Genomic DNA, 20,174 nt, shown 5'->3' on the forward strand with positions numbered 1-20,174 from the left:
GCGCTAACAGGTCATAGCTGAGCCAAAACCAGAAAACAAGATAAATCCCGCGGCCATTCGGCAGCGGGACTTATCAAGATGTGGAAGTTTAAATTGCTCGCCTAGACTGCGAAGCCTAGGGCCTGCAACATTTCGCGGCCTTCCTCGGTGATCATGTTCGGGCCCCATGGCGGCATCCAGACCCAGTTGATCTGGACGGCGTCGGCAAGCTTATTGCCCACAACAGCCGCCTCGACCTGCTCGCCGATGACATCGGTCAGCGGGCACGCCGGCGAGGTCAGCGTCATGTTGATCTTGGCGGTCTCCTTGCCGTCGACGTCCTCGAGCCAGACATCATAGACCAAGCCCAAGTCCACGACGTTGATGCCCAGCTCTGGGTCAATCACGTCGCGCATGTACTCGGTGATATCAAACGCCTTGGCAATCTGCTCCTCGGTCTGCGGTGGACGCTCGCCGCTGCCGGAAAAGTTGGCGTTGGAATCCTGATATGGATCTACTGGTTCAGACATTTATTTCTCCAGTTCATTGAGTGCTTCCATGGATGCGGCCTGAAAAGCCTTCCATCCGAGCAAAGCGCATTTGACGCGGGCGGGGAACTTGGCGACGCCGCCGAAAGCAACACCGTCTCCAATGATCTCATCGTCGCCCTCGATTTCTCCGCGGGAGGTGACCATCTTTTCGAACTCGTCGAGCTTCGCGCGCGCTTCATCCAAGGACTTGCCCACGATCTCCTCCGCCATGACGGAGGTGGAGGCCTGCGAGATGGAGCAGCCCTCGGCATCGTAGGAAACATCCTTTACGGTCTTGCCGTCCTCCGAAAGCTTCACGCGCAAGGTGATCTCGTCACCGCAGGATGGGTTGACGTGGTGAACCTCGGCCTGTCCTTCACGCAAGCCCGCGAATTTCGGGTTCTTATAGTGGTCCAGGATGACGTCCTGATACATCGAATCTAGATTCATTACTCCACTCCAAAGAATTCGCGTGCTGCCTTGACGGCCTCGATGAGCTTATCTACTTCTTCCTCCGTGTTGTAGAGGTAGAAGCTGGCGCGCGCAGTCGAATTGACGTTGCCTGCACGGTGCAGCGGCCACGCGCAGTGATGGCCGGTGCGGATCGCGACGCCGTGGGAATCTAGGACCTGGCCCAGATCGTGCGGGTGCACACCATCGACGACGAACGAGACCGCACCACCGCGGCTTTCGGTATCCTTCGGACCCACGATGTGCAGGCCAGGGATCTGCTGCAGGCCGTCCAGAGCGCGGGCGGTGAGTTTTTGCTCATGCGCATGGATATTGTCCATGCCGATTTCAGACAAGAACTTCACCGCCGCACCAAGACCAACTACTTGGCTGGTCATCTGAGTGCCCGCCTCAAAGCGAGTCGGCGGCGCGGCGAAGGTGGTCTCATCCATCTTCACGATTTCGATCATCGAGCCACCCGTTAGGAAAGGCGGGAGCTTTTCCAGTAGCTCAGCCTTTCCGTACAGGGCACCGATGCCGGTCGGACCACACATCTTGTGGCCTGAGAACGCAGCGAAGTCGACGTCGAGCGCGTGAAAATCCACTGCCATGTGTGGCACGGACTGGCAGGCGTCGAGGACGACCAACGCGCCGACCTCACGGGCGCGGCGCACCAGCTCGTCGACGTCGGCCACCGCGCCGGTGACGTTGGACTGATGGGTGAAAGCCACTACCTTGACGGAATCATCGAGCTCGAGGGAGTCGAGATCGATGCGGCCGTCTTCGGTCATGGAATACCACTTCAGCTGCGCACCGGTGCGCTGGCACAGTTCCTGCCATGGCACGAGATTCGCATGGTGCTCCAGCTCGGTAATGACCACGGTGTCGCCCTCGCCTACGTACAGATCGCCTGCGCGTTCGTCGGAAATCACGTAGGCAACCTCGTTGAGAGCTTCAGTTGCGTTCTTGGTGAACGCAATCTCATCACGATCTGCGCCCACGAAAGCCGCGATGGCTTGGCGAGCGGACTCGTAAGCGTCGTCAGCCTCCTCCGCCAGCTGATAGGAACCGCGGTGGACCGGAGCATTCGTGCCCAGTACGAACTCCTCCTCCGCCTTCCACACTGGCAGCGGACGCTGGGACGTAGCTCCCGAATCGAGGTACACCAGCGGCTTATCGTCGCGTACGGTGCGGCTCAGGATCGGGAATTGCTCCCTGATGGCAGAAACGTCGAAGTTAGACATTGTCCTTCTTACTTAACGAATTGGTCGTAACCGGACTCTTCAAGCTGGTCAGCCAGCTCAGCGCCGCCGGTCTTGATGACCTGGCCGTTGGCGAAAACGTGGACGAAGTCCGGCTTCACGTAATTGAGGATGCGCTTGTAGTGGGTAATCATCAAGATGCCGCCGTTGGTCTCCTCTTGGAAGCGGTTGATGCCCTCGGAAACAACGCGCAGAGCATCGACGTCCAGGCCGGAGTCGGTCTCATCCATGATTGCGAACTTTGGCTTGAGCAGATCGAGCTGCATAACCTCGTGGCGCTTCTTCTCGCCACCAGAGAAGCCCTCGTTGACGGCACGGTGTGCGAAGGACTTATCGATGGAAAGCTTCTCACGTGCCTCGCTAAGCTCCTTGTTCCATTCGCGCAGCTTCGGAGCCTCGCCGCGCACAGCGGTGACTGCGGAGCGCATGAATTGAGCCATCTTGACGCCCGGAACCTCGGTTGGGTACTGCATGGCCAGGAAGAGGCCAGCGCGTGCGCGCTCATCGACTTCCATCTCGAGGACGTTTTCGCCATCGAGCAGGATCTCGCCCTCGGTTACTTCGTACTTCGGGTGGCCAGCGATGACGTAGGACAAGGTGGACTTACCGGAGCCGTTCGGGCCCATGACTGCGTGGGTCTCACCGGACTTGATGGTCAGGTTGACGCCCTTGAGGATTTCCTTGGCCTCACCGTCCTCCTCGTTCGGGAGGACCTGCGCGTGGAGATTCTTGATTTCCAGGGTAGACATTGAGTTAGACCTGCTTTCGGGGATTGTTTCTAGGCGTTGATTTTTTCGAGCTCGTCAATGACGCGGGTTTCTAGATCCTCGCGCAAGGACTCAACTGGAATGCGGGAGATGACCTCGGAGAAGAAGCCGCGGATGATAAGGCGGCGTGCCTCTGCAGCCGGGATACCGCGGGACATCAGGTAGAACAGCTCGAGGTCGTCGAAGCGGCCAACGGTTGCGGCGTGGCCAGCCCCCACGATTTCGCCGGTCTGGATCTCCAGGTTCGGGATCGCATCGGCGCGAGCACCCTCAGTCAGGATGAGGTTGTTGTTGGTCTCATAGGTATCGGTGTTGGTGGCATCCTTGCGGATCAGTACGTCGCCAACCCAGCAGGTGCGCGCCTCAGCACGGCCAGACTCGGCGGAACCGTCAGCATGGGTTTCACCCTGCAGCGCACCCTTGTAGAACACGCGGGAGCGGCAGTTCGGTACCGAGTGGTCAACGAGCAGGCGGTTCTCGAAGTACTGGCCTGCATCGGCGAAGTAGACGCCGAGCATCTCTGCGTCGCCGCCTGGAGCGGTAAAGGCAACGCGTGGAACGATTCGCACGATTTCGCCGCCGAAGATGGCGGTGTTGTGGCGCAGAACAGAATCTCGACCCATGGAGGCAACCTGGTGGCCCAGGTGTACCGCGTTGTCTTCCCAGTCAGCGTCGACAACAACGGTGACGTTGGCGCCGTCGCCGACGATGAACTCAACGTTGTCAGCGTGGGTGCCGGAACCGACATACTTGAGCACGACGGTGGCCTCTGCATGGTGGCCCACCTGGATGGAGGTTGCACCGAAGGAGGTCACGCCCTCACCCGCGCCAGTGATGGTGATTTCCACTGGCTTATCCAGCTGAGCCTCAGCATCGATGGTGACCAACTGCGCTTCTGGCATGGAAGACCATGCCTGGGCTGCAACGCGGTCTGCAGGAGCACCTGCCTTGCCTAGGCGGGAATCGTCGGCAGCGACGGTCTCGGAGCTAACGCCTTCCGGTGCGCTGACAGCAATCTTCTGCGCTACCGCCGGAGCGAACTCGCCGTTGTGCAAGCCACGCAAGTTACGCAGGGCGATAAAACGCCAAACCTCGTCGCGACCGTGCGGTACTGGGAAGTCCTCCACATTGAAAGACGTGAACTGATCGCCCTTGGTGACGTCAGCCGGATTGAATTCGTTAGATGCGACCACTTAGCCCACCGATCCTTCCATCTGCAGTTCAATAAGGCGGTTGAGCTCGAGGGCGTACTCCATCGGAAGCTCCTTCGCGATTGGCTCCACGAAGCCGCGCACGATCATCGCCATTGCCTCCTCTTCCGCGATGCCGCGGGACATGAGGTAGAACAGCTGCTCTTCGGAAACCTGGGACACCGTTGCCTCGTGGCCCAAGGTCACGTGGTCATTACGGATGTCGTTATACGGGTATGTATCGGAACGCGAATTGTTGTCCACGAGCAATGCGTCGCACTCGACGTTCGCGGTGGAGTTGGATGCGTTCGCGTTGACCTGCACCAGGCCGCGGTAAGCCGCGCGGCCACCGTTGCGGGCGACGGATTTAGACACGATGTTGGAGGAGGTACGCGGAGCCATGTGCAGCATCTTGGAACCGGTGTCCTGGACCTGATCCTCGCCAGCGAAAGCCAGAGAGAGAACTTCGCCCTTGGCATGCTCGCCGGTCAGCCAACAAGACGGGTACTTCATGGTGACCTTGGAACCGATGTTGCCATCGACCCATTCCATGGTGCCGCCCTCTTCCACCTTTGCGCGCTGGGTAACCAGGTTGTAGACGTTGGTGGACCAGTTCTGGATCGTGGTGTAGCGGCAACGGCCGCCTTTCTTCACGACGATCTCGATAACGCCGGTGTGCAAAGAATCGGAGTTGTAGATAGGAGCGGTACAACCCTCGATGTAGTGAACATAAGCGTCCTCCTCAACGACGATGAGGGTGCGCTCGAACTGGCCCATGTTCTCGGTGTTGATGCGGAAGTATGCCTGCAGCGGAATATCCACGTGCACGCCCTTTGGAACATAGACAAAGGAGCCGCCGGACCAGCAGGCATTGTTCAGCGCGGAGAATTTATTATCGCCAGCCGGAATGACGGTGCCGAAGTACTCCTGGAGAATTTCCGGGTACTCGCGCACTGCGGTATCGGTATCGACGAAGATAACGCCTTGGGCCTCCAGGTCCTCGCGAATCTTGTGGTAGACAACCTCAGACTCGTACTGCGCAGCAACGCCGGAGACCAGGCGCTTCTTTTCTGCATCCGGGATACCCAGCTTGTCGTAGGTCTCCTTGATATCAGAAGGAAGATCGTCCCAGGTCTGCGCCTGCTTCTCAGTGGAGCGCACGAAGTACTTGATGTTGTCGAAGTCAATAGCGGAGAGATCCGGGCCCCACGTTGGAACCGGCTTCTTGTTAAAGATGCGCAGCGCCTTCAGACGGGATTCCAGCATCCACTCCGGCTCGTTCTTCTTCTCAGAAATATCGCGGACAACGTCCTCGCTGAGTCCTCGGTGAGCTGCCTGGCCCGCTTCGTCGGAATCGTGCCAGCCGTACTCGTAACCACCGATGGAAGAGATGATCTCGTCATCACTCATCTTGGTCTCGAGGCCTGGCGCCGGTTGTGCCTGAGTCATAACCCGCTCCTTTCGTCTAATGCTTTGTTTCCCGGTCTTGGTTAACCGGTGTCAAGGGGATGTTTGTCAAGGGGATGTTTGTGGTGCAGATTCCATGGCCATCTGCAATAGAAGCCAAGGGCTGCACGTGTTTACCTAACAGGGCAGAAAAGACTTCCTGTTCAGCCTCACATAGTTCCGGATGCTCTGCAGCCACATGGGCGACTGGGCAATGGTGCTGGCAAATCTGCACACCAAAACCGGCACTGTTGACGGTCGCGGCATAGCCATGTTCGTCCAAGACAGCAGCCAACTTTTGGGCCACTTCCTCTACGGACTCATCTTCCCCGATAAGCGGGTGCACGTCCTCAAGGAGCTTTTCAAAGCGGGCCTTTGCAAAACTGCGCACGGCCTCGGCTCCACCTGCCGCCCTTAGGGCGTTCAGGGCATCGGAAGCCAGCGCGTCGTAGGCATGCCCGAATTGTGCACGCCCGCGGTCTGTGAGGCGGAAATGCTTGGCGGGGCGGCCGCGGCCAGCCGCGAGCGACTTACGCTGGACCACCTCCGTGAGCTCTTCTTCCACCAGAATGTCTAAGTGCCGGCGGATACCGGCGGCCGAAAGACCTAGGCGCTCGCCAAGATACGAGGCCGTAACCGGCCCATCCTTAAGGAGGAGAAGCATGACCTGGCGGCGGGTATCGCCTTCAGTGGTCCTGGTCTCCTTTTCTGGGACCATCTGCTACACCTCCCGTCTTGAAAGCGAACGACTATTTTTAGACAACACTAGTGTTCCCTAATTCATTCCCAATTTCCACCAACGCAGGTACCCGGCGTGGCGAGCCCTCACCCCCAAGCCAATTGGCGGCCCGCTAGAGTAAACATTTATGAAACAACGCCTCACTGCTTTCCTCACGGGTATCCGCCAGGATCTCCCGCGTCTTGGCAGTGCGGGATCGCGTTCCGCGCAGCTGCATGCCGATGGAAATAGCGAAGATGCACCCGGCTCCCTGCCCGGCGCACTCTACGACCTTCTGCCAGATGAAGACGCCGCTCGCCCGCGTACCACCATCGCCCAGCTGCGTGCCTTCTTTGTGCTGCGATGGATGGGCACGCTGGGTGCCATCCTCATCGCCGTCGGCGGCCTTGGGGCCGGCGCACTGCCCGTAGTAGGCAACCCCTATGACAACGTGCCCTTCGGCTCATTGATGTCGCGCATGTTGCAATCGGCTTCTGCCCTCGTCTTCTGCGGCGTAGGCCTGATGGTCACCGCATGGGTGCTCATGGCCCCGTTTGTTGGAACGCCTCTCCGCAACACCGAAAGCAATGGCGAGCATTCGCGGCCGCGCCGGTTGGTTACTGAAAGCCAGCTCTGGCGTACCTGGGCTGGTTGGGTTATCCCACTTGTTTTCACTGCGCCCCTTTTTACCCAGGACATTTATTCCTATCTGGCCAACGGCTCCATCGTCACCCAGGGCCTCGACCCATACTCTGGGGGCCCGGTGGAGCTCCTCGGTTCAGCCGATCCTTTGGCTCGCTCGGTCCCCTTCATCTGGGCTAACTCGCCCTCACCTTATGGCCCCGTCGCACTCGGGTTGGCCGGGATAGTCAGCCTGCTCACCGGCAATTCAATCATCTTGGGGGTTATCGCACACCGGCTGCTTTCGCTAGCCGGCATAATCGCCGCCGGCTGGGCCATCTCGCAGTTGGCTATCCGTTGTCGAGTCTCGCCCGAGTCCGCACTGTGGTTGGGCATCCTCAACCCGCTGACCACGTTGCACCTGGTAGGCGGCATCCACAATGAATCGGTCATGTTGGGATTGGCCTTGGTCGGCGTCGAGCTCGGCCTGCGCGGCGTCGACTGCCTAGGCGGCGCTCCGGCGTGGCTGTACTTTTTATGCTCGGGATTGCTCATTTCATGCGCCGGAATGGTCAAGGTTACGGGCTTCATCGGGCTGGGATTCGTTGGAATGGCGCTCGCCCGCGTGCTATTCATCCGCCGCGGATACTCCACCCCACGCGCCATCGGTAGCGCCGTCGCCCTGCAGTTTTTCATCCTGTTGGCCGCAATTGCCCTTGTCACGCTGACTTCCGGAATCGGGCTTGGCTGGATAACCGGGCAAGGCGGCGCAGCATCCATCCGCTCGTGGTTGTCCTCTAGTACTGCAGTCGGCGTCAGTGCTGGCTTCCTCGGAATGCTCTTAGGTTTGGGCGATCACACCGACGCCATCCTCACTTTCACCCGTACCATCGGTGTTATCATCGCAGCCGGTTTCATGCTGCGTATGTTGCTAGCCACATATCGTGGCAGCATCCACCCGGTAGGCGGCCTCGGCATCGCCACCTTGGTGCTGGTCATCTTCTTCCCAGTGGTCCACCCGTGGTACATCCTGTGGGCCGTGCTGCCCTTGGCGGCGTGGGCCAACCGTCTCATCTTCCGGATCACGGTGGTTATATATTCTGCGGCGATGAGTTTCTTCGTGCTCCCTCGCGGCCTTGGCCTACCGCCCGGCACAATCGTGGTCATTTATACCGCAGCTATCGTGACTTATCTCGTGGTCATGGGACTGTGGATGGTGCTATTACGCCGTTCGCGAATCAGTGTCCTAAACTAGGCACTCGTGAATGCAACTTTCGATGGAGCACCAGCGCTAGAGCTCAGCAACGTGGTCAAGTCCTACGGCGATAAACGGGCCGTCGACGGGCTCAGCTTCCGCGTAGAACGCGGCGAGATGCTGTGCCTGCTTGGACCTAACGGCGCCGGCAAAACCACCACCATCGAGATGTGTGAGGGCTTTAAGAAGCCGACGTCGGGAAGCATCCGCGTCTTGGGCCTTAATCCCAGCACCGATCCCGACGCCGTGCGCGAGCGCATCGGCATCATGCTCCAGGGCGGCGGTTCCTACTCTGGCATCCGCGTACGCGAGATGCTACAGCTCAGCGCCAAGTACAGTGCAAACCCGCTCGATCCCGACTGGCTGATTGAACAGCTGGGGCTTAAAGGAGTGGAGAAAAACACTTATCGGCGCCTCTCCGGTGGCCAGCAACAGCGCCTGTCCCTAGCGCTGGCAATCATCGGCCGCCCGGAGTTGGTCTTCCTCGATGAACCAACTGCAGGACTCGACGCCCAATCCCGCTTGGCCGTGTGGGATCTCATCCGCGCGCTCCGCAATGACGGAGTAACCACCGTTCTGACCACCCACCTGATGGACGAGGCCGAGGCTTTGGCTGACCACGTTGTCATCGTGGACCACGGGCACATGGTGGCGCAGGGTACAACGGCAGAGCTCATGGAATCCACGGGCTCACCGCTCATCACTTTCGAGACAGCCACCGAGGTGGACCTTAACGCGCTCAACGCGGCAGGGCTGCCCACTGAGGCCACCCGCCCACTGCATTACCGCGTGGAAACCCCGGCTACCCCAGACGTCATCGCCCGCCTGGCCCAGGAGCTTGCCCAGCAAGGCGTTACCTTACGCAACCTGGACACCACCCACCGCAACCTTGAGGACGTCTTCCTCGACATCACCGGCCGCGAGCTGCGCAGCTAAGGAGTAATCATGACGCGTTTCGAACCGGGAACCTTTCAGCCTCACCCGCAGCGTGCCAGCGTCTGGACCATGGCACGAGCTCAGGGCCTAATCGAGTCCAAACTCATGCTGCGCCACGGTGAGCAGCAACTGCTCAGCATCGTCATTCCCCTAGCCATTTTGATTGGCGCGGCACGGATGGAGCACATTACCGGCCACGGCCTGAAGGAAATATTCCCTATGGTCTTGGCGGTGGCGGCCACAAGCTCCGGCTTTACCGGCCAAGCCATTGCGCTGGCCTTTGACCGCCGCTACGGCGCACTGAAGCGAACTGGCGCCTCCGGCGTCCCGGCCTGGACCATCATCGTGGGCAAGATTGCCGCTGTCTTCTCAATGGTCGCGGTCCAAGTCCTCGTCCTCGGCGGCGTTGCCTTCCTGCTTGGCCTTCGGGCTAGCCTTGGCGGCATCTTGCTGGGGCTTATCACCCTCATCCTGGGCGTGTGCGCCTTCACCGCGCTCGGCCTGCTCCTCGGCGGTACTTTAAGTTCCGAGGTAGTCCTCGCGGTTGCGAACCTCATCTGGTTCATTCTGATGGGAGTCGTGGGCTGGGCCATGTACACCCAAGGCTTGAGCAATGACGGCATCCTTACCGTGGTGCCCACGGTCGCGATGGCAAGCGCGCTTGCCGACGCCCTCAACCACACCCTCCCCTGGCAGGAACTACTCGTGCTCCTCGCCTGGGCCGGCGCCGCCTCCTTCGCAGCGGTGCGCTGGTTCCGCTTCGAGGGCTAATCGCGCACCTGACTGCACCACGCGGGCTTGAACCGTTTGGTGAGGGCCCACATCTGCAAATGGTGAGGTCACCCCGTAACAGCTGTGACCCGAGTATTGCGCTGAGACTGGTGTAGCCTCACCTCACCAAGTCGACCTCACCATTTGGAAACTGCGAAATGCAACCGCGAAAAAGTTCCATTTCTGGCAGCAAATGTGACTTTTATCTTTTTCGCTCCCGCAGGCATTCGGGGTTTCGTTCCGAGCCTGTCCGAGCGGTAGTCTTTTTAACGTGAATTCCGGTAACAAAGTATCTACGTTTTTCCGCGAGGCGACGCCCGCCATCAAGGCGCAGCGTTTCATCGCGATGATTCTGCTTGTCTGCCAAGGCGGCATTACCGTATCCGGCGCCATTGTGCGCGTTACTGGTTCCGGCCTTGGCTGCATCACCTGGCCCGAGTGCCACCCGGGCTCGCTTGTTCCTCTCTCCGGCGCAGCACCGTGGATCCACCAACTCATCGAGTTCGGTAACCGCCTACTTACCTTCGTCGTCACGGCCGCCGCAGTGGCTGCCATCATGGCGATGCATATGGCGCGCCGCCGCACTGAGTTGAAGGTTTACGCGTGGTTGAACTTGGCCGGCATCGTGGTTCAGGCAATCATCGGCGCCATCTCCGTTTTATTGAAGCTCAACTGGTGGGCCGTGGCGCTGCACTTCCTGCCATCGATGGTTCTCGTCTGGTTGGCTGCAATGCTTTACTCCCGCATCCTTGAGCCTGACGACGGCGTGCGTACCCAGATCTTCCCGCAGGCCATCCGCGTGTTGGCCGCGATGGCATCCATTGCCCTCGCCGTGGTTCTCACCACCGGCACCATGGTCACCGGCTCTGGTGTCCACTCTGGCGACGATGGCGTCGGCATGGAAGGGCGCCTCAACGTCGATACCGAGATGATGGCCGTGGCTCATGCGATTTGCATGTACGCCTACCTGATCCTCACCGTCATTGTGGTCTTCATGCTTTACCGCGTTCAAGCACCAGCTTTGGTCAAGAAGGCCGCGTGGATGCTCATCGCCTGCATTCTCATCCAATGGGGTATCGGCGTCGCCCAGTTCTACATGCACATCCCGCGCTGGACGGTGCCAATCCACATCGGCATGTCTTCCGTAGTCACCGCATTCACCGCTCTCCTATGGGCGCATGGTGTTCGCCGCGTCAACGGCACAGCGGGCCTAAAAACTGGCTCCCCAGCAGCCGAAGAAAAATTCGCTGCGCGGCAGGCAGCACTAGCTAAGTAAAGCTCAAAAAGGATATAGACTCCCGAGCCCTCACAGTCTTCCGCGGAACCGCTCCACCTCTTCGAACTGGCCTTGGTGCCGTTCGGTGGAGCGGTTTTCCTGCATGTATGCGAGTAGCTGCGATAGCCTTGAAGCATGTACGCAATTCAGGTCAACCACAAAGGTGGCCCAGAGGTCCTCGAGTATGTAGAGACTTCGGCACCCACGCCTACCGAGGATCAGCTGCTTGTCGACGTAATCGTGGCCGGTGTCAACTACATCGACACCTATTACCGCGAAGGCATCTACAGCGCCACGCCTCCTTTCATCCTCGGCCTCGAGGGCACTGGTCGCGTGGTCCACGATCCAAAGGGCGAAATCGCCGAGGGCACCATGGTGGCTTGGGACCACGCTTTCGGCTCCTATGCGGAGCAAGTATGCGTGCCGCGCGACCGCATCGTTGCGGTCCCCGATGACTTCCCGCCTGAGGTAGCCGGTTCCATGCTCCTGCAGGGAATGACCGCTCATTACCTGGCGAATGGCGTGTACCAGCTCGGCGAGGGCGCCTCCTGCCTTATCACCGCAGGCGCAGGAGGCGTGGGGCTTATCCTCACCCAAATGGCTAAGGCAGCCGGTGCCACGGTTTACACGGTAGTCTCGACCGATGAAAAGGAAGCCTTGTCATACGAGGCTGGCGCTGACCAAGTGTTCCGCTACGGCGAAGGTCTTGCTGAGCAGGTTCGCCGCTTCAACGGTGGTTTCGGTGTGGACGTTGTCTACGACGGCGTCGGCAAGGATACCTTCATGGAGTCGCTCGAAGTGGTGCGCCCACGCGGCACCGTGGCACTTTTTGGCGCGGCCTCCGGTCCGGTTCCTCCGATGGATCCACAGCTGCTCAACAAGCACGGCTCGATCTTTTTGACTCGGCCTTCTCTGGGTGCATGGACCTCCCAAGAAGGCGAGTTCCAAATGCGCGCCCAAGCAGTCGTTCAGGCGGTAACCGACGGCGACGTAGTCTTCAACGTCTCAGCGTCCTACCCACTTGCAGAAGCAGCACAGGCCCATCGCGATCTCCAAGAGCGCAAGACCACCGGTTCTATCGTCTTAAGAGTGCGCGAGGATAACTAGGCTAGTTTATTGCCGCTTGTTCTAGTTCACCTTCTGGCCCACCAAGTTGGCTGATTGTGTTAGAACCAGGCCGTCGACCAGCCAAGCATGCTGCCGATGGATTCCCAGCCCAGCACGGCGTCGATAGATAGGCCGATGAACAAGACCGACAGGTAGTTGTTGGAGTAGATGAACAAGCGCATGGGCTTGACCTTTTCGCCCTGCTTGACGCCGCGGTGGAGTGCAATGGCAATCCACAAGAAGACGGCGCCGGAACCAACTGCAGCCACCAAGTAGATCCACGAGGCAGCAGGGATGATCAGGAAGGTCACGATGAGCGTACCGACTGTGTACCAGACAATCTGGCGGGTTACCTCGACCTCAGGGGCGACTACCGGAAGCATCGGAACGCCTGCCTTGCGGTAGTCCTCCTTGTACTTCATTGCCAGTGCCCACGTATGTGGCGGTGTCCAAAAGAAGATAATAAGGAACAGCACGATGGCCTGCCACCACTTATCGGGCTCACCAGCAGGGGCATTGTCACGGATTACTGCCCAACCCACCATCGCCGGCATACAGCCAGCGAGGCCGCCCCAGACGATGTTTTGGGAATTGCGCATCTTCAAAAACTTCGTATAGACGAAGACATAGAAGAAGTTAGTCAGGATGACGAAGAACGCTGCCAGCCAGGAGTGCGCCAGAACGCCCAGCCAGAAGACCGAAAGCGCCAACATCACCCACGCAAAGATGGCAGCATTGCGGCGCGAGATACTCGCACGCACGAGCGGCCTGGCGCGGGTGCGCTGCATTTTCTGGTCAATCTCATAGTCCACCACATTGTTGAAGGTGTGGGCAGCCGCAGCGCCCATCCAGCCGCCGAAGATGGTGGAAAGGATTAGCCAGAAGTTATCCGTGACGGATTCAACACCACGCTGCGCTTGGAGCATCGCCGGAATTGCAGCGACTAGCAAAAGCTCAATGATCCTCGGCTTCGTCAGCGCAAAATAGGCCTTTAACGTCTCCAAGGAATATTCCTCCAGTATCTGGCGCGGGGTAACTTTTTGTGGCCGCCTGGTTATGGCCGCAAATTAGTTGTCGGCTTCGGGGGTTAGAAAGTTCCCCCGCCTTTAACCAAGGCTTCTTAACCATGCCAGCCTACAGTTTCTTGGACCGTTTTAGATAATCCACCACAATCCGTGACAATCCACCACCCGTTAATCAAAACATCTAGACTTGAGGGGTCAATAATCAACCGATCCACAAAGTAAGGGGCGTCCCCAGTGTCGCAAGAAAAGCTGACCCCAGAGTTGCAAGCCATGGTCGAGCGCCGTTATCCGGCTGACTGGACTGATGTGGATACTCGCGCGGTCGACACCGTCCGCGTTCTCGCAGCAGATGCTGTCCAAAAGTGCGGGTCTGGGCACCCAGGCACCGCGATGTCCCTGGCACCGCTGGCTTATACCCTGTACCAGCGCGTCATCAATCATGACCCGAACGATGTGAAGTGGGCCGGCCGCGACCGTTTCGTTCTTTCAGTTGGTCACTCCTCGCTGACGCAGTACATCCAGCTTTACTTGGGCGGCTTCGGCTTGGAGCTGGACGACCTCAAATCTCTACGTACCTGGGGTTCGCTGACGCCAGGCCACCCGGAGGTCAACCACACCGACGGCGTGGAGATTACCACCGGCCCGCTCGGCCAGGGTTTGGCTTCCGCAGTCGGCATGGCCATGGCGGCCCGCAAGGAACGCGGGCTTTTCGACGCCGCAGCCCCGGCCGGCGAGTCCCCGTTCGATCACTTCGTTTACGTCATCTCCTCTGATGGCGACCTGCAAGAAGGCGTTACCGCCGAGGCTTCCTCGCTGGCGGGCACCCAGAAGCTGGGCAACCTCATCGTCTTTTGGGATGACAACCGCATCTCCATCGAGGACGATACGAACATCGCCTTCAACGAGGACGTCGTCGCGCGCTACGAGGCCTACGGCTGGCACGTCCAGACCGTCGAGTCCGGTGAAGACGTCGTAGCACTCGAGGCCGCTGCACAGGCCGCCCGCGAGGAAACCGAGCGCCCATCTTTCATCCGCGTCAAGACCGTCATCGGTTACCCGGCACCAAACAAAATGAACACCGGCGGCGTGCACGGCGCTGCGCTAGGTGATGAAGAGGTTGCCGCCACCAAGGAAGTTCTGGGCTTCGATCCAGAAAAGACTTTCGAGGTCTCCGACGAGGTAATAACCCACACCCGCAAGCTGCGTGAGCGCGGCGCAGAGGCGCACGCTAAGTGGCAGGAAAAGTTCGACGCTTGGGCTGCCGCAAGCCCAGAGGGCAAGGCACTCTTCGACCGTATGCAGGCACGTAAGCTGCCGGAGAACTTCGCAGCAGAATTACCGGAATGGGATGAGGGCGATTCCATCGCTACCCGAAAGGCCTCTGAGGCCACCATCCAGGCACTGGCTGCTGCAGTTCCGGAGATGTGGGGCGGTTCCGCCGACCTGGCTGGCTCCAACAACACCGTCATCAAGGGCGCCCATTCCTTCGGCCCTGAGTCCATCACCACCGGCGCTTGGGATGCTAAGCCTTACGGCCGCAACCTCCACTTCGGTATTCGCGAGCACGCGATGTCCGCAATCATGAACGGCATCGCGCTGCACGGCAACACCCGGGTTTACGGCGGCACCTTCCTGATTTTCTCCGAGTATCAGTACCCAGCCGTCCGTCTCGGTGCCTTGATGTCCACCGATACCTACTACGTCTGGACCCACGACTCCATCGGCTTGGGCGAGGATGGCCCAACCCACCAGCCGGTCGAGACCTTGGCCGCCCTGCGTGCAATCCCGAATCTCTCGGTCATCCGCCCAGCCGACGCCAACGAGACTGCGCAGGCTTGGGCCGCCGCCTTCGAGTACAAGGCAGCTCCAAAGGGCCTTGCGCTTTCCCGCCAGAACCTGCCGGTGCTTGCCGGCACCAAGGAAAAGGCAGCCGAGGGCGTACGTCGTGGCGCCTACGTCTTGGTAGAAGCATCCAAGGAAACCCCAGACGTCATCCTGCTGGCCACCGGCTCCGAGGTGCAGCTGGCTGTCGAGGCCGCAAAGCAGCTCGAAGCAGAAGGCACCGCCACCCGCGTTGTCTCTGCGCCATGCCTGGAATGGTTCGACGAGCAGGACGATGCCTACCGCGAGTCCGTGCTGCCTTCCGCAGTCCGCGCCCGCGTCTCCGTCGAGGCTGCTCTCGCAATGCCTTGGTACAAGTACACCGGCACCTTCGGCCGCAATGTCTCCCTCGAGCACTTCGGCGCTTCTGCCCCAGCCGGCGAGCTCTTCGAGAAGTTTGGCATCACCACCGAAGCCGTAGTCAACGCCGCCCACGAATCCATCACCGCTAGCAAGTAAGGAAAACATGTCGCATATTGATGAACTCGCTCAACTCGGTACCTCTACCTGGTTGGACGATCTTTCCCGCGAGCGCCTAGACTCCGGCAACCTCGAGGAGATCATCTCCTCCAAGTCCATCGTGGGTGTCACCACAAACCCGGCCATCTTCGCCGCTGCGATGTCCAAGGGCACCGCTTACGATGCCGCGATTGCGCAGCTTAAGGAAGAGGGAGCAAAGGCTGACGACGCCGTCTATGCCCTTGCCATCGAGGATGTTGCCCGCGCATGCGATATGTTCGCAGGAATCTACGAGGCATCTTTAGGCCGCGACGGGCGCGTTTCCATCGAGGTCGATCCCCGCATCTCCGCCGATGCCGAGGCCACCATCCAGCAGGCACGCGAGCTGTGGGCGCGCGTTAACCGTCCGAACCTGATGATCAAGGTTCCAGCCACCGAGGGTTCCCTTCCGGCCATCGCTGACGCGCTTGCCGATGGCATCTCCGTCAACGTCACCTTGATCTTCTCCGTCGAGCGCTACGGTGAAGTCATCGACACCTTCAAGAAGGGCCTGCGCCGCGCCGAGGAGGCCGGCCACGACGTTTCCAAGATTCACTCCGTGGCTTCCTTCTTCGTCTCCCGTTTGGACAGCGAAGTCGACAAGCGCCTCGAGGCAATCGGAAGCGATGCTGCCTTGGCAGCGCGCGGCAAGGCGGGCGTCGCCAATGCCCAGCGCGCCTACGCCCTGTTCAAGAAGGAGCTGCTGGAGGCAGGCGATCTTCCCGCAGGAGCGAATGTGCAGCGCCCGCTGTGGGCGTCGACGGGCGTTAAGAACCCCGACTACCCCGCTACCTTGTACGTTTCCGAGTTGGCTGGCCCGCACACGGTCAACACCATGCCGGAAAAAACTATCGACGCAGTGCTAGCAGAAGGCAACTTGCACGGTGATACCCTAAGCGATTCCACCGAGCAGGCAGAAGCCGTCTTCACCGAGCTGGCAGAACTCGGTATCGACTTCGACGATGTCTTCGCAGTCCTGGAAAAAGAGGGCGTCGATAAGTTCGTCGCCGCTTGGGAAGAACTTCTGGAATCGATGGCCGCTCGCCTGTAGCTGCGGCCGCCTCTTTGGCCGCGCGCCCCGCTGACTAACCTCGGCGGGGCGCTTGTCGCTAGAATGTGTCGCTGGAGAATTAAATTGGGAAAGGAACCCCCTGTGACGGAAACGAGCGCCTGGGTAAATCCACTGCGCAACGCGAAGGACAAGCGCCTACCGCGCATCGCCGGTCCCTCGGGCATGGTGATTTTCGGTGTAACCGGTGACCTCGCTTATAAGAAACTGCTACCCGCCATTTACGACCTTGCACACCGCGGCCTCCTGCCCGCTGGTTTCACCTTGGTGGGCTATGGCCGCCGTGACTGGAACAAACAAGAGTTCTGCGACTACGTGATGGGCGCAGTCAAGGCAGGCGCCCGTACCAAGTTCAACGAGCACGTCTGGCAGCACCTGGCGCAGGGCATCGAGTTCGTGCACGGAGCTTTTGATGACGCCGGCTTCGACGCCCTGTCCGCACGCTTGGCGGAGCTAGATTCCTCCCGCGGTACCGGCGGCAACTGGGCTTATTATCTTTCTGTTCCACCGGAGTTCTTCTCCAGCATCTGCCACCAGCTTGAGCGCGTTGGCATGGCCAACAGCGCTGACGATTCTTGGCGCCGCGTCATCATTGAAAAGCCTTTCGGCCACGACCAAGCATCTGCTCGTGAACTCAATGAGATTGTCAACGCGGTCTTTCCGGAGTCTTCCGTCTTCCGCATTGACCACTACCTTGGCAAGGAAACCGTCCAGAACATTATGGCGCTGCGCTTTGCCAACCAGATCTTCGAGCCGATGTGGAATGCGCACTACATCGACCATGTGCAGATCACTATGGCAGAGGACATCGGCTTGGGAGGCCGCGCCGGTTACTATGACGGCATCGGCGCCGCCCGCGACGTCATCCAGAACCACCTGTTGCAGCTGCTCGCCCTCGTAGCTATGGAAGAGCCTTCTTCCTTTGAACCGGAGGCACTGCAGGCGGAAAAGATCAAGGTCTTGCGCGCGACCCAGCCGGTTCACCCGTTGAACAAGACCACTGCCCGCGGCCAGTATTCTGCAGGTTGGCAGGGCTCCGAGTACGTGCGGGGCCTGCGTGAGGAGGACGGATTCGATCCTGCTTCTACCACTGAGACCTATGCAGCTTGCACCCTTGAGGTCAACTCCCGTCGCTGGGCCGGTGTGCCTTTCTACCTGCGCACCGGCAAACGCCTCGGCCGCCGCGTCACCGAGATCGCACTGGTATTCAAGACCGCCCCGCACCAGCCGTTCAACAACGGTCAGGCAGAGTCTCTCGGCCAGAATGCCGTGGTCATTCGCGTCCAACCAGACGAGGGCGTAACAATGCGCTTCGGTTCAAAGGTGCCGGGTTCCACCATGGAAGTCCGCGATGTCAACATGGACTTCGCCTACGCAGAGGCCTTCACCGAGGAATCTCCTGAGGCTTATGAGCGCCTCATCCTCGATGCTTTGCTCGACGAGTCCTCGCTTTTCCCGACCAACGAGGAAGTCGAGCTCTCCTGGTCCATCCTCGACCCAATTCTTGACTATTGGGCCAAGGCCGGGCAGCCAGAAGAATACCCAGCGGGCACTTGGGGCCCTGAATCCGCCAACACGATGCTGCGCCGCCGGGGCCATACCTGGCGTCGCCCTTAAGGAGGCTACAGCGATGATTATCCCATTGCCTGATACCACGACCCGCAAGATCTCCAAGAAGCTCGTTGAGGCGCAGGAGCACTACACGCTGACCACTGGCCGCGTGCTCACACTTATTGTTGCCGCTAACGAGGGCGACGATATCGAGGGAATCCTAGCCTCCGTTCGCGACGCTTCGCACGAGCACCCCTCCCGCGTGCTCGTCGTCATCGCCGGCTCCGGCGACAAGGAAACCCACCTCGATGCCGAGCTGCGCGTCGGCGGTGAGGCTGGTGCCTCGGAGATTGTCGTCATGCACCTGCACGGCGACCTAGCTGAGCAGTCCGAGTCCGTGGTTATCCCGCTGCTGCTTCCGGATACGCCACTGGTTGCTTGGTGGCCCACCAAGTGCCCAGCTAATCCAGCGCAGAGCCCAATCGGCAAGCTGGCGCAGCGCCGGATCACCAACGTGGCCTACGGGGATGGGGCGAGCCATGAGGAGCTCATGCAGCTCTCCCGCGGCTATACCCCGGGGGACTCGGATATGTCTTGGGCAGCCATTACCCTGTGGCGCGGCATCGTAGCATCGGCGCTTGACCGCCACCCACATGAGCCGGTCGAGTCCGTGGAGATCTGCGGAGCGGCAGAAAGCCCGGCCGCTGACTTTGCTGCGGGCTGGCTTGTCGACGCCCTGGGTGTTCCGGTAACCAGGAAAACAACGGCTGCTCCGGAGCCGGGGGCGTTTCCTATCCACTCCCTGCGCTTTAACCGCGTATCCTCACACGTAACAGTCGACGTCGTCGACGTTAGCACCGTCCGTGTACAGGTTCCGGGTTCCCCGGATTCCCTGGTCTCGTTGAGCGTGCGTTCGCAGGCAGAAATCCTCTCTGAGGACCTGCGCCACCTCGACTCTGACAAGACATATGCGCACTCGCTTCGCGCACTGTCACGCGTGGGCTACAGTTAGTCGTACACCTTTATTTTTTATAACCCTTTTAAGGATCAAACACACATGGTCACTCTTCACCGCGTGAGCGATGTAGACGAACTCATATCCTCTGCCGCCCGCAAATTCATCGACGTAGTCACGTCGGTCCAGGCCCCGGGCGGCGGCCTTCACAACGACGGCGTGGCGCGCGTCGTTCTCACCGGCGGTGGTGCCGGCATTGGAACCCTGCGCGAGCTGGCTCGCCTCGATGCCGCTGCGAAGCAGCAGAGTGAGGATTACCCAGCCTTGGCCATCGATTGGACCCGCGTGCACGTTTTCTTTGGCGATGAGCGCAATGTTCCAGTCTCCGATCCTGATTCCAACGAGGGCCAGGCCCGTGCGGCACTCCTGCACGCAGCGGGCGTTCCGGAAGAACACATTCACGGTCTCGACTTGGGCGCAATCGCCATGGAACATGCGGCGAAGGCCTATGCGGGCGAGATTTCGGAGTTCGCACCTAACGGCTTCGACCTACATCTGCTCGGCATGGGCGGCGAGGGCCACATCAACTCCATGTTCCCGCATTCTGCGGCAGTAATGGAACAAGAAGACCTCGTTGTAGCAGTCCCCGACTCTCCCAAGCCACCAGCAGAGCGAGTCACGCTGACGCTGCCTGCGGTTAACCGCTCCGAGCGTGTGTGGTTCTTGGTCTCCGGTGAGGAAAAGGCTGAGGCGGCCTCCCACATCGTGGCTGGCTCCCCCGCCATCGAATGGCCTGCAGCCGGTGCGCATGGCACTAGCGAAACCATTCTTTTCCTAAGCGACGACGCCGCGACGGTAATCGAAGAATAAGCAACGAAGAATAAGCA

Annotated in this window: 18 protein-coding genes; 10 read left to right on the forward strand and 8 right to left on the reverse strand. The window is 59.9% G+C overall.

Features of this window, described 5'->3' with window-relative positions; all coding sequences use genetic code 11:
• Positions 1-101: 101 nt before the first annotated feature.
• Genes HMPREF2692_RS03695 through HMPREF2692_RS03725 form a run of 7 tightly spaced genes read right to left on the reverse strand, consistent with a single transcriptional unit; the run spans position 102 to position 6,342 of the window.
• The gene (locus HMPREF2692_RS03695) at positions 102-509 is read right to left on the reverse strand and encodes a metal-sulfur cluster assembly factor (RefSeq protein WP_061922383.1); all 408 of its coding nucleotides are present in this window, start codon (positions 507-509) and stop codon (positions 102-104) included.
• Positions 510-959 (reverse strand): Fe-S cluster assembly sulfur transfer protein SufU, encoded by a 450-nt coding sequence (gene sufU, locus HMPREF2692_RS03700; protein WP_061922380.1) that lies wholly within the window; start codon positions 957-959, stop codon positions 510-512. It abuts the gene before it with no gap.
• The gene (locus HMPREF2692_RS03705) at positions 959-2,203 is read right to left on the reverse strand and encodes an aminotransferase class V-fold PLP-dependent enzyme (RefSeq protein WP_070822772.1); all 1,245 of its coding nucleotides are present in this window, start codon (positions 2,201-2,203) and stop codon (positions 959-961) included. The genes sufU and HMPREF2692_RS03705 overlap by 1 nt, the downstream gene beginning before the upstream one ends.
• Before the next feature lie 8 nt (positions 2,204-2,211).
• On the reverse strand, positions 2,212-2,970 hold the full coding sequence (gene sufC / locus HMPREF2692_RS03710; RefSeq protein WP_061922373.1) for a Fe-S cluster assembly ATPase SufC: 759 nt from the start codon (positions 2,968-2,970) through the stop codon (positions 2,212-2,214).
• Positions 2,971-2,999: 29 nt separating this feature from the next.
• Complete coding sequence (gene sufD / locus HMPREF2692_RS03715) at positions 3,000-4,181, reverse strand: Fe-S cluster assembly protein SufD (protein WP_061922369.1); 1,182 nt, start codon at positions 4,179-4,181, stop codon at positions 3,000-3,002.
• Positions 4,182-5,627 (reverse strand): Fe-S cluster assembly protein SufB, encoded by a 1,446-nt coding sequence (sufB, locus tag HMPREF2692_RS03720; RefSeq protein ID WP_061922366.1) that lies wholly within the window; start codon positions 5,625-5,627, stop codon positions 4,182-4,184.
• A 16-nt stretch (positions 5,628-5,643) separates the two neighbouring features.
• The gene (locus tag HMPREF2692_RS03725; RefSeq protein WP_070822774.1) at positions 5,644-6,342 is read right to left on the reverse strand and encodes a helix-turn-helix transcriptional regulator; all 699 of its coding nucleotides are present in this window, start codon (positions 6,340-6,342) and stop codon (positions 5,644-5,646) included.
• 148 nt (positions 6,343-6,490) lie between these two features.
• Here HMPREF2692_RS03725 and mptB point away from each other — a divergent pair, with 148 nt between their 5' ends.
• From mptB to HMPREF2692_RS03750, 5 genes are all read left to right on the forward strand, one after another.
• Positions 6,491-8,218 (forward strand): polyprenol phosphomannose-dependent alpha 1,6 mannosyltransferase MptB, encoded by a 1,728-nt coding sequence (gene mptB / locus HMPREF2692_RS03730; RefSeq protein WP_070432911.1) that lies wholly within the window; start codon positions 6,491-6,493, stop codon positions 8,216-8,218.
• 6 nt (positions 8,219-8,224) lie between these two features.
• A complete protein-coding gene (locus HMPREF2692_RS03735; protein ID WP_061922357.1) occupies positions 8,225-9,154 on the forward strand; it encodes an ABC transporter ATP-binding protein in 930 nt (309 codons plus the stop codon).
• A gap of 9 nt (positions 9,155-9,163) precedes the next feature.
• The gene (locus tag HMPREF2692_RS03740) at positions 9,164-9,925 is read left to right on the forward strand and encodes an ABC transporter permease (protein WP_061922353.1); all 762 of its coding nucleotides are present in this window, start codon (positions 9,164-9,166) and stop codon (positions 9,923-9,925) included.
• Positions 9,926-10,196: 271 nt separating this feature from the next.
• Positions 10,197-11,201: a COX15/CtaA family protein gene (locus HMPREF2692_RS03745; RefSeq protein WP_061922350.1), complete on the forward strand. Its 1,005-nt coding sequence runs from the start codon at positions 10,197-10,199 to the stop codon at positions 11,199-11,201.
• Between the two features lie 135 nt (positions 11,202-11,336).
• Positions 11,337-12,308 carry a quinone oxidoreductase family protein gene (locus tag HMPREF2692_RS03750; RefSeq protein WP_061922346.1) on the forward strand — a complete coding sequence of 324 codons (972 nt, stop codon included), beginning with the start codon at positions 11,337-11,339 and terminating at the stop codon, positions 12,306-12,308.
• 59 nt (positions 12,309-12,367) lie between these two features.
• On the opposite strand, the gene HMPREF2692_RS03755 is transcribed toward HMPREF2692_RS03750, so the two are convergent.
• Positions 12,368-13,327, reverse strand: a complete 960-nt coding sequence (locus HMPREF2692_RS03755) for a heme o synthase (protein WP_275437049.1) — start codon at positions 13,325-13,327, stop codon at positions 12,368-12,370.
• 276 nt (positions 13,328-13,603) lie between these two features.
• Here HMPREF2692_RS03755 and tkt point away from each other — a divergent pair, with 276 nt between their 5' ends.
• The 5 genes from tkt to pgl all read left to right on the forward strand — a co-directional run bounded on the left by tkt (position 13,604) and on the right by pgl (position 20,157).
• Positions 13,604-15,673, forward strand: a complete 2,070-nt coding sequence (gene tkt / locus HMPREF2692_RS03760) for a transketolase (protein WP_201040697.1) — start codon at positions 13,604-13,606, stop codon at positions 15,671-15,673.
• A 7-nt stretch (positions 15,674-15,680) separates the two neighbouring features.
• Positions 15,681-16,763: a transaldolase gene (tal, locus tag HMPREF2692_RS03765; protein WP_061922337.1), complete on the forward strand. Its 1,083-nt coding sequence runs from the start codon at positions 15,681-15,683 to the stop codon at positions 16,761-16,763.
• 63 nt (positions 16,764-16,826) lie between these two features.
• Positions 16,827-18,398, forward strand: a complete 1,572-nt coding sequence (zwf, locus tag HMPREF2692_RS03770) for a glucose-6-phosphate dehydrogenase (RefSeq protein WP_082778598.1) — start codon at positions 16,827-16,829, stop codon at positions 18,396-18,398.
• Between the two features lie 13 nt (positions 18,399-18,411).
• Positions 18,412-19,344 carry a glucose-6-phosphate dehydrogenase assembly protein OpcA gene (locus HMPREF2692_RS03775; protein WP_070822776.1) on the forward strand — a complete coding sequence of 311 codons (933 nt, stop codon included), beginning with the start codon at positions 18,412-18,414 and terminating at the stop codon, positions 19,342-19,344.
• A 45-nt stretch (positions 19,345-19,389) separates the two neighbouring features.
• Positions 19,390-20,157: a 6-phosphogluconolactonase gene (gene pgl, locus HMPREF2692_RS03780; RefSeq protein WP_062035109.1), complete on the forward strand. Its 768-nt coding sequence runs from the start codon at positions 19,390-19,392 to the stop codon at positions 20,155-20,157.
• Positions 20,158-20,174: the final 17 nt, after the last annotated feature.

Source organism: Corynebacterium sp. HMSC036D03 (assembly GCF_001836185.1).
GTDB lineage: Bacteria > Actinomycetota > Actinomycetes > Mycobacteriales > Mycobacteriaceae > Corynebacterium > Corynebacterium simulans.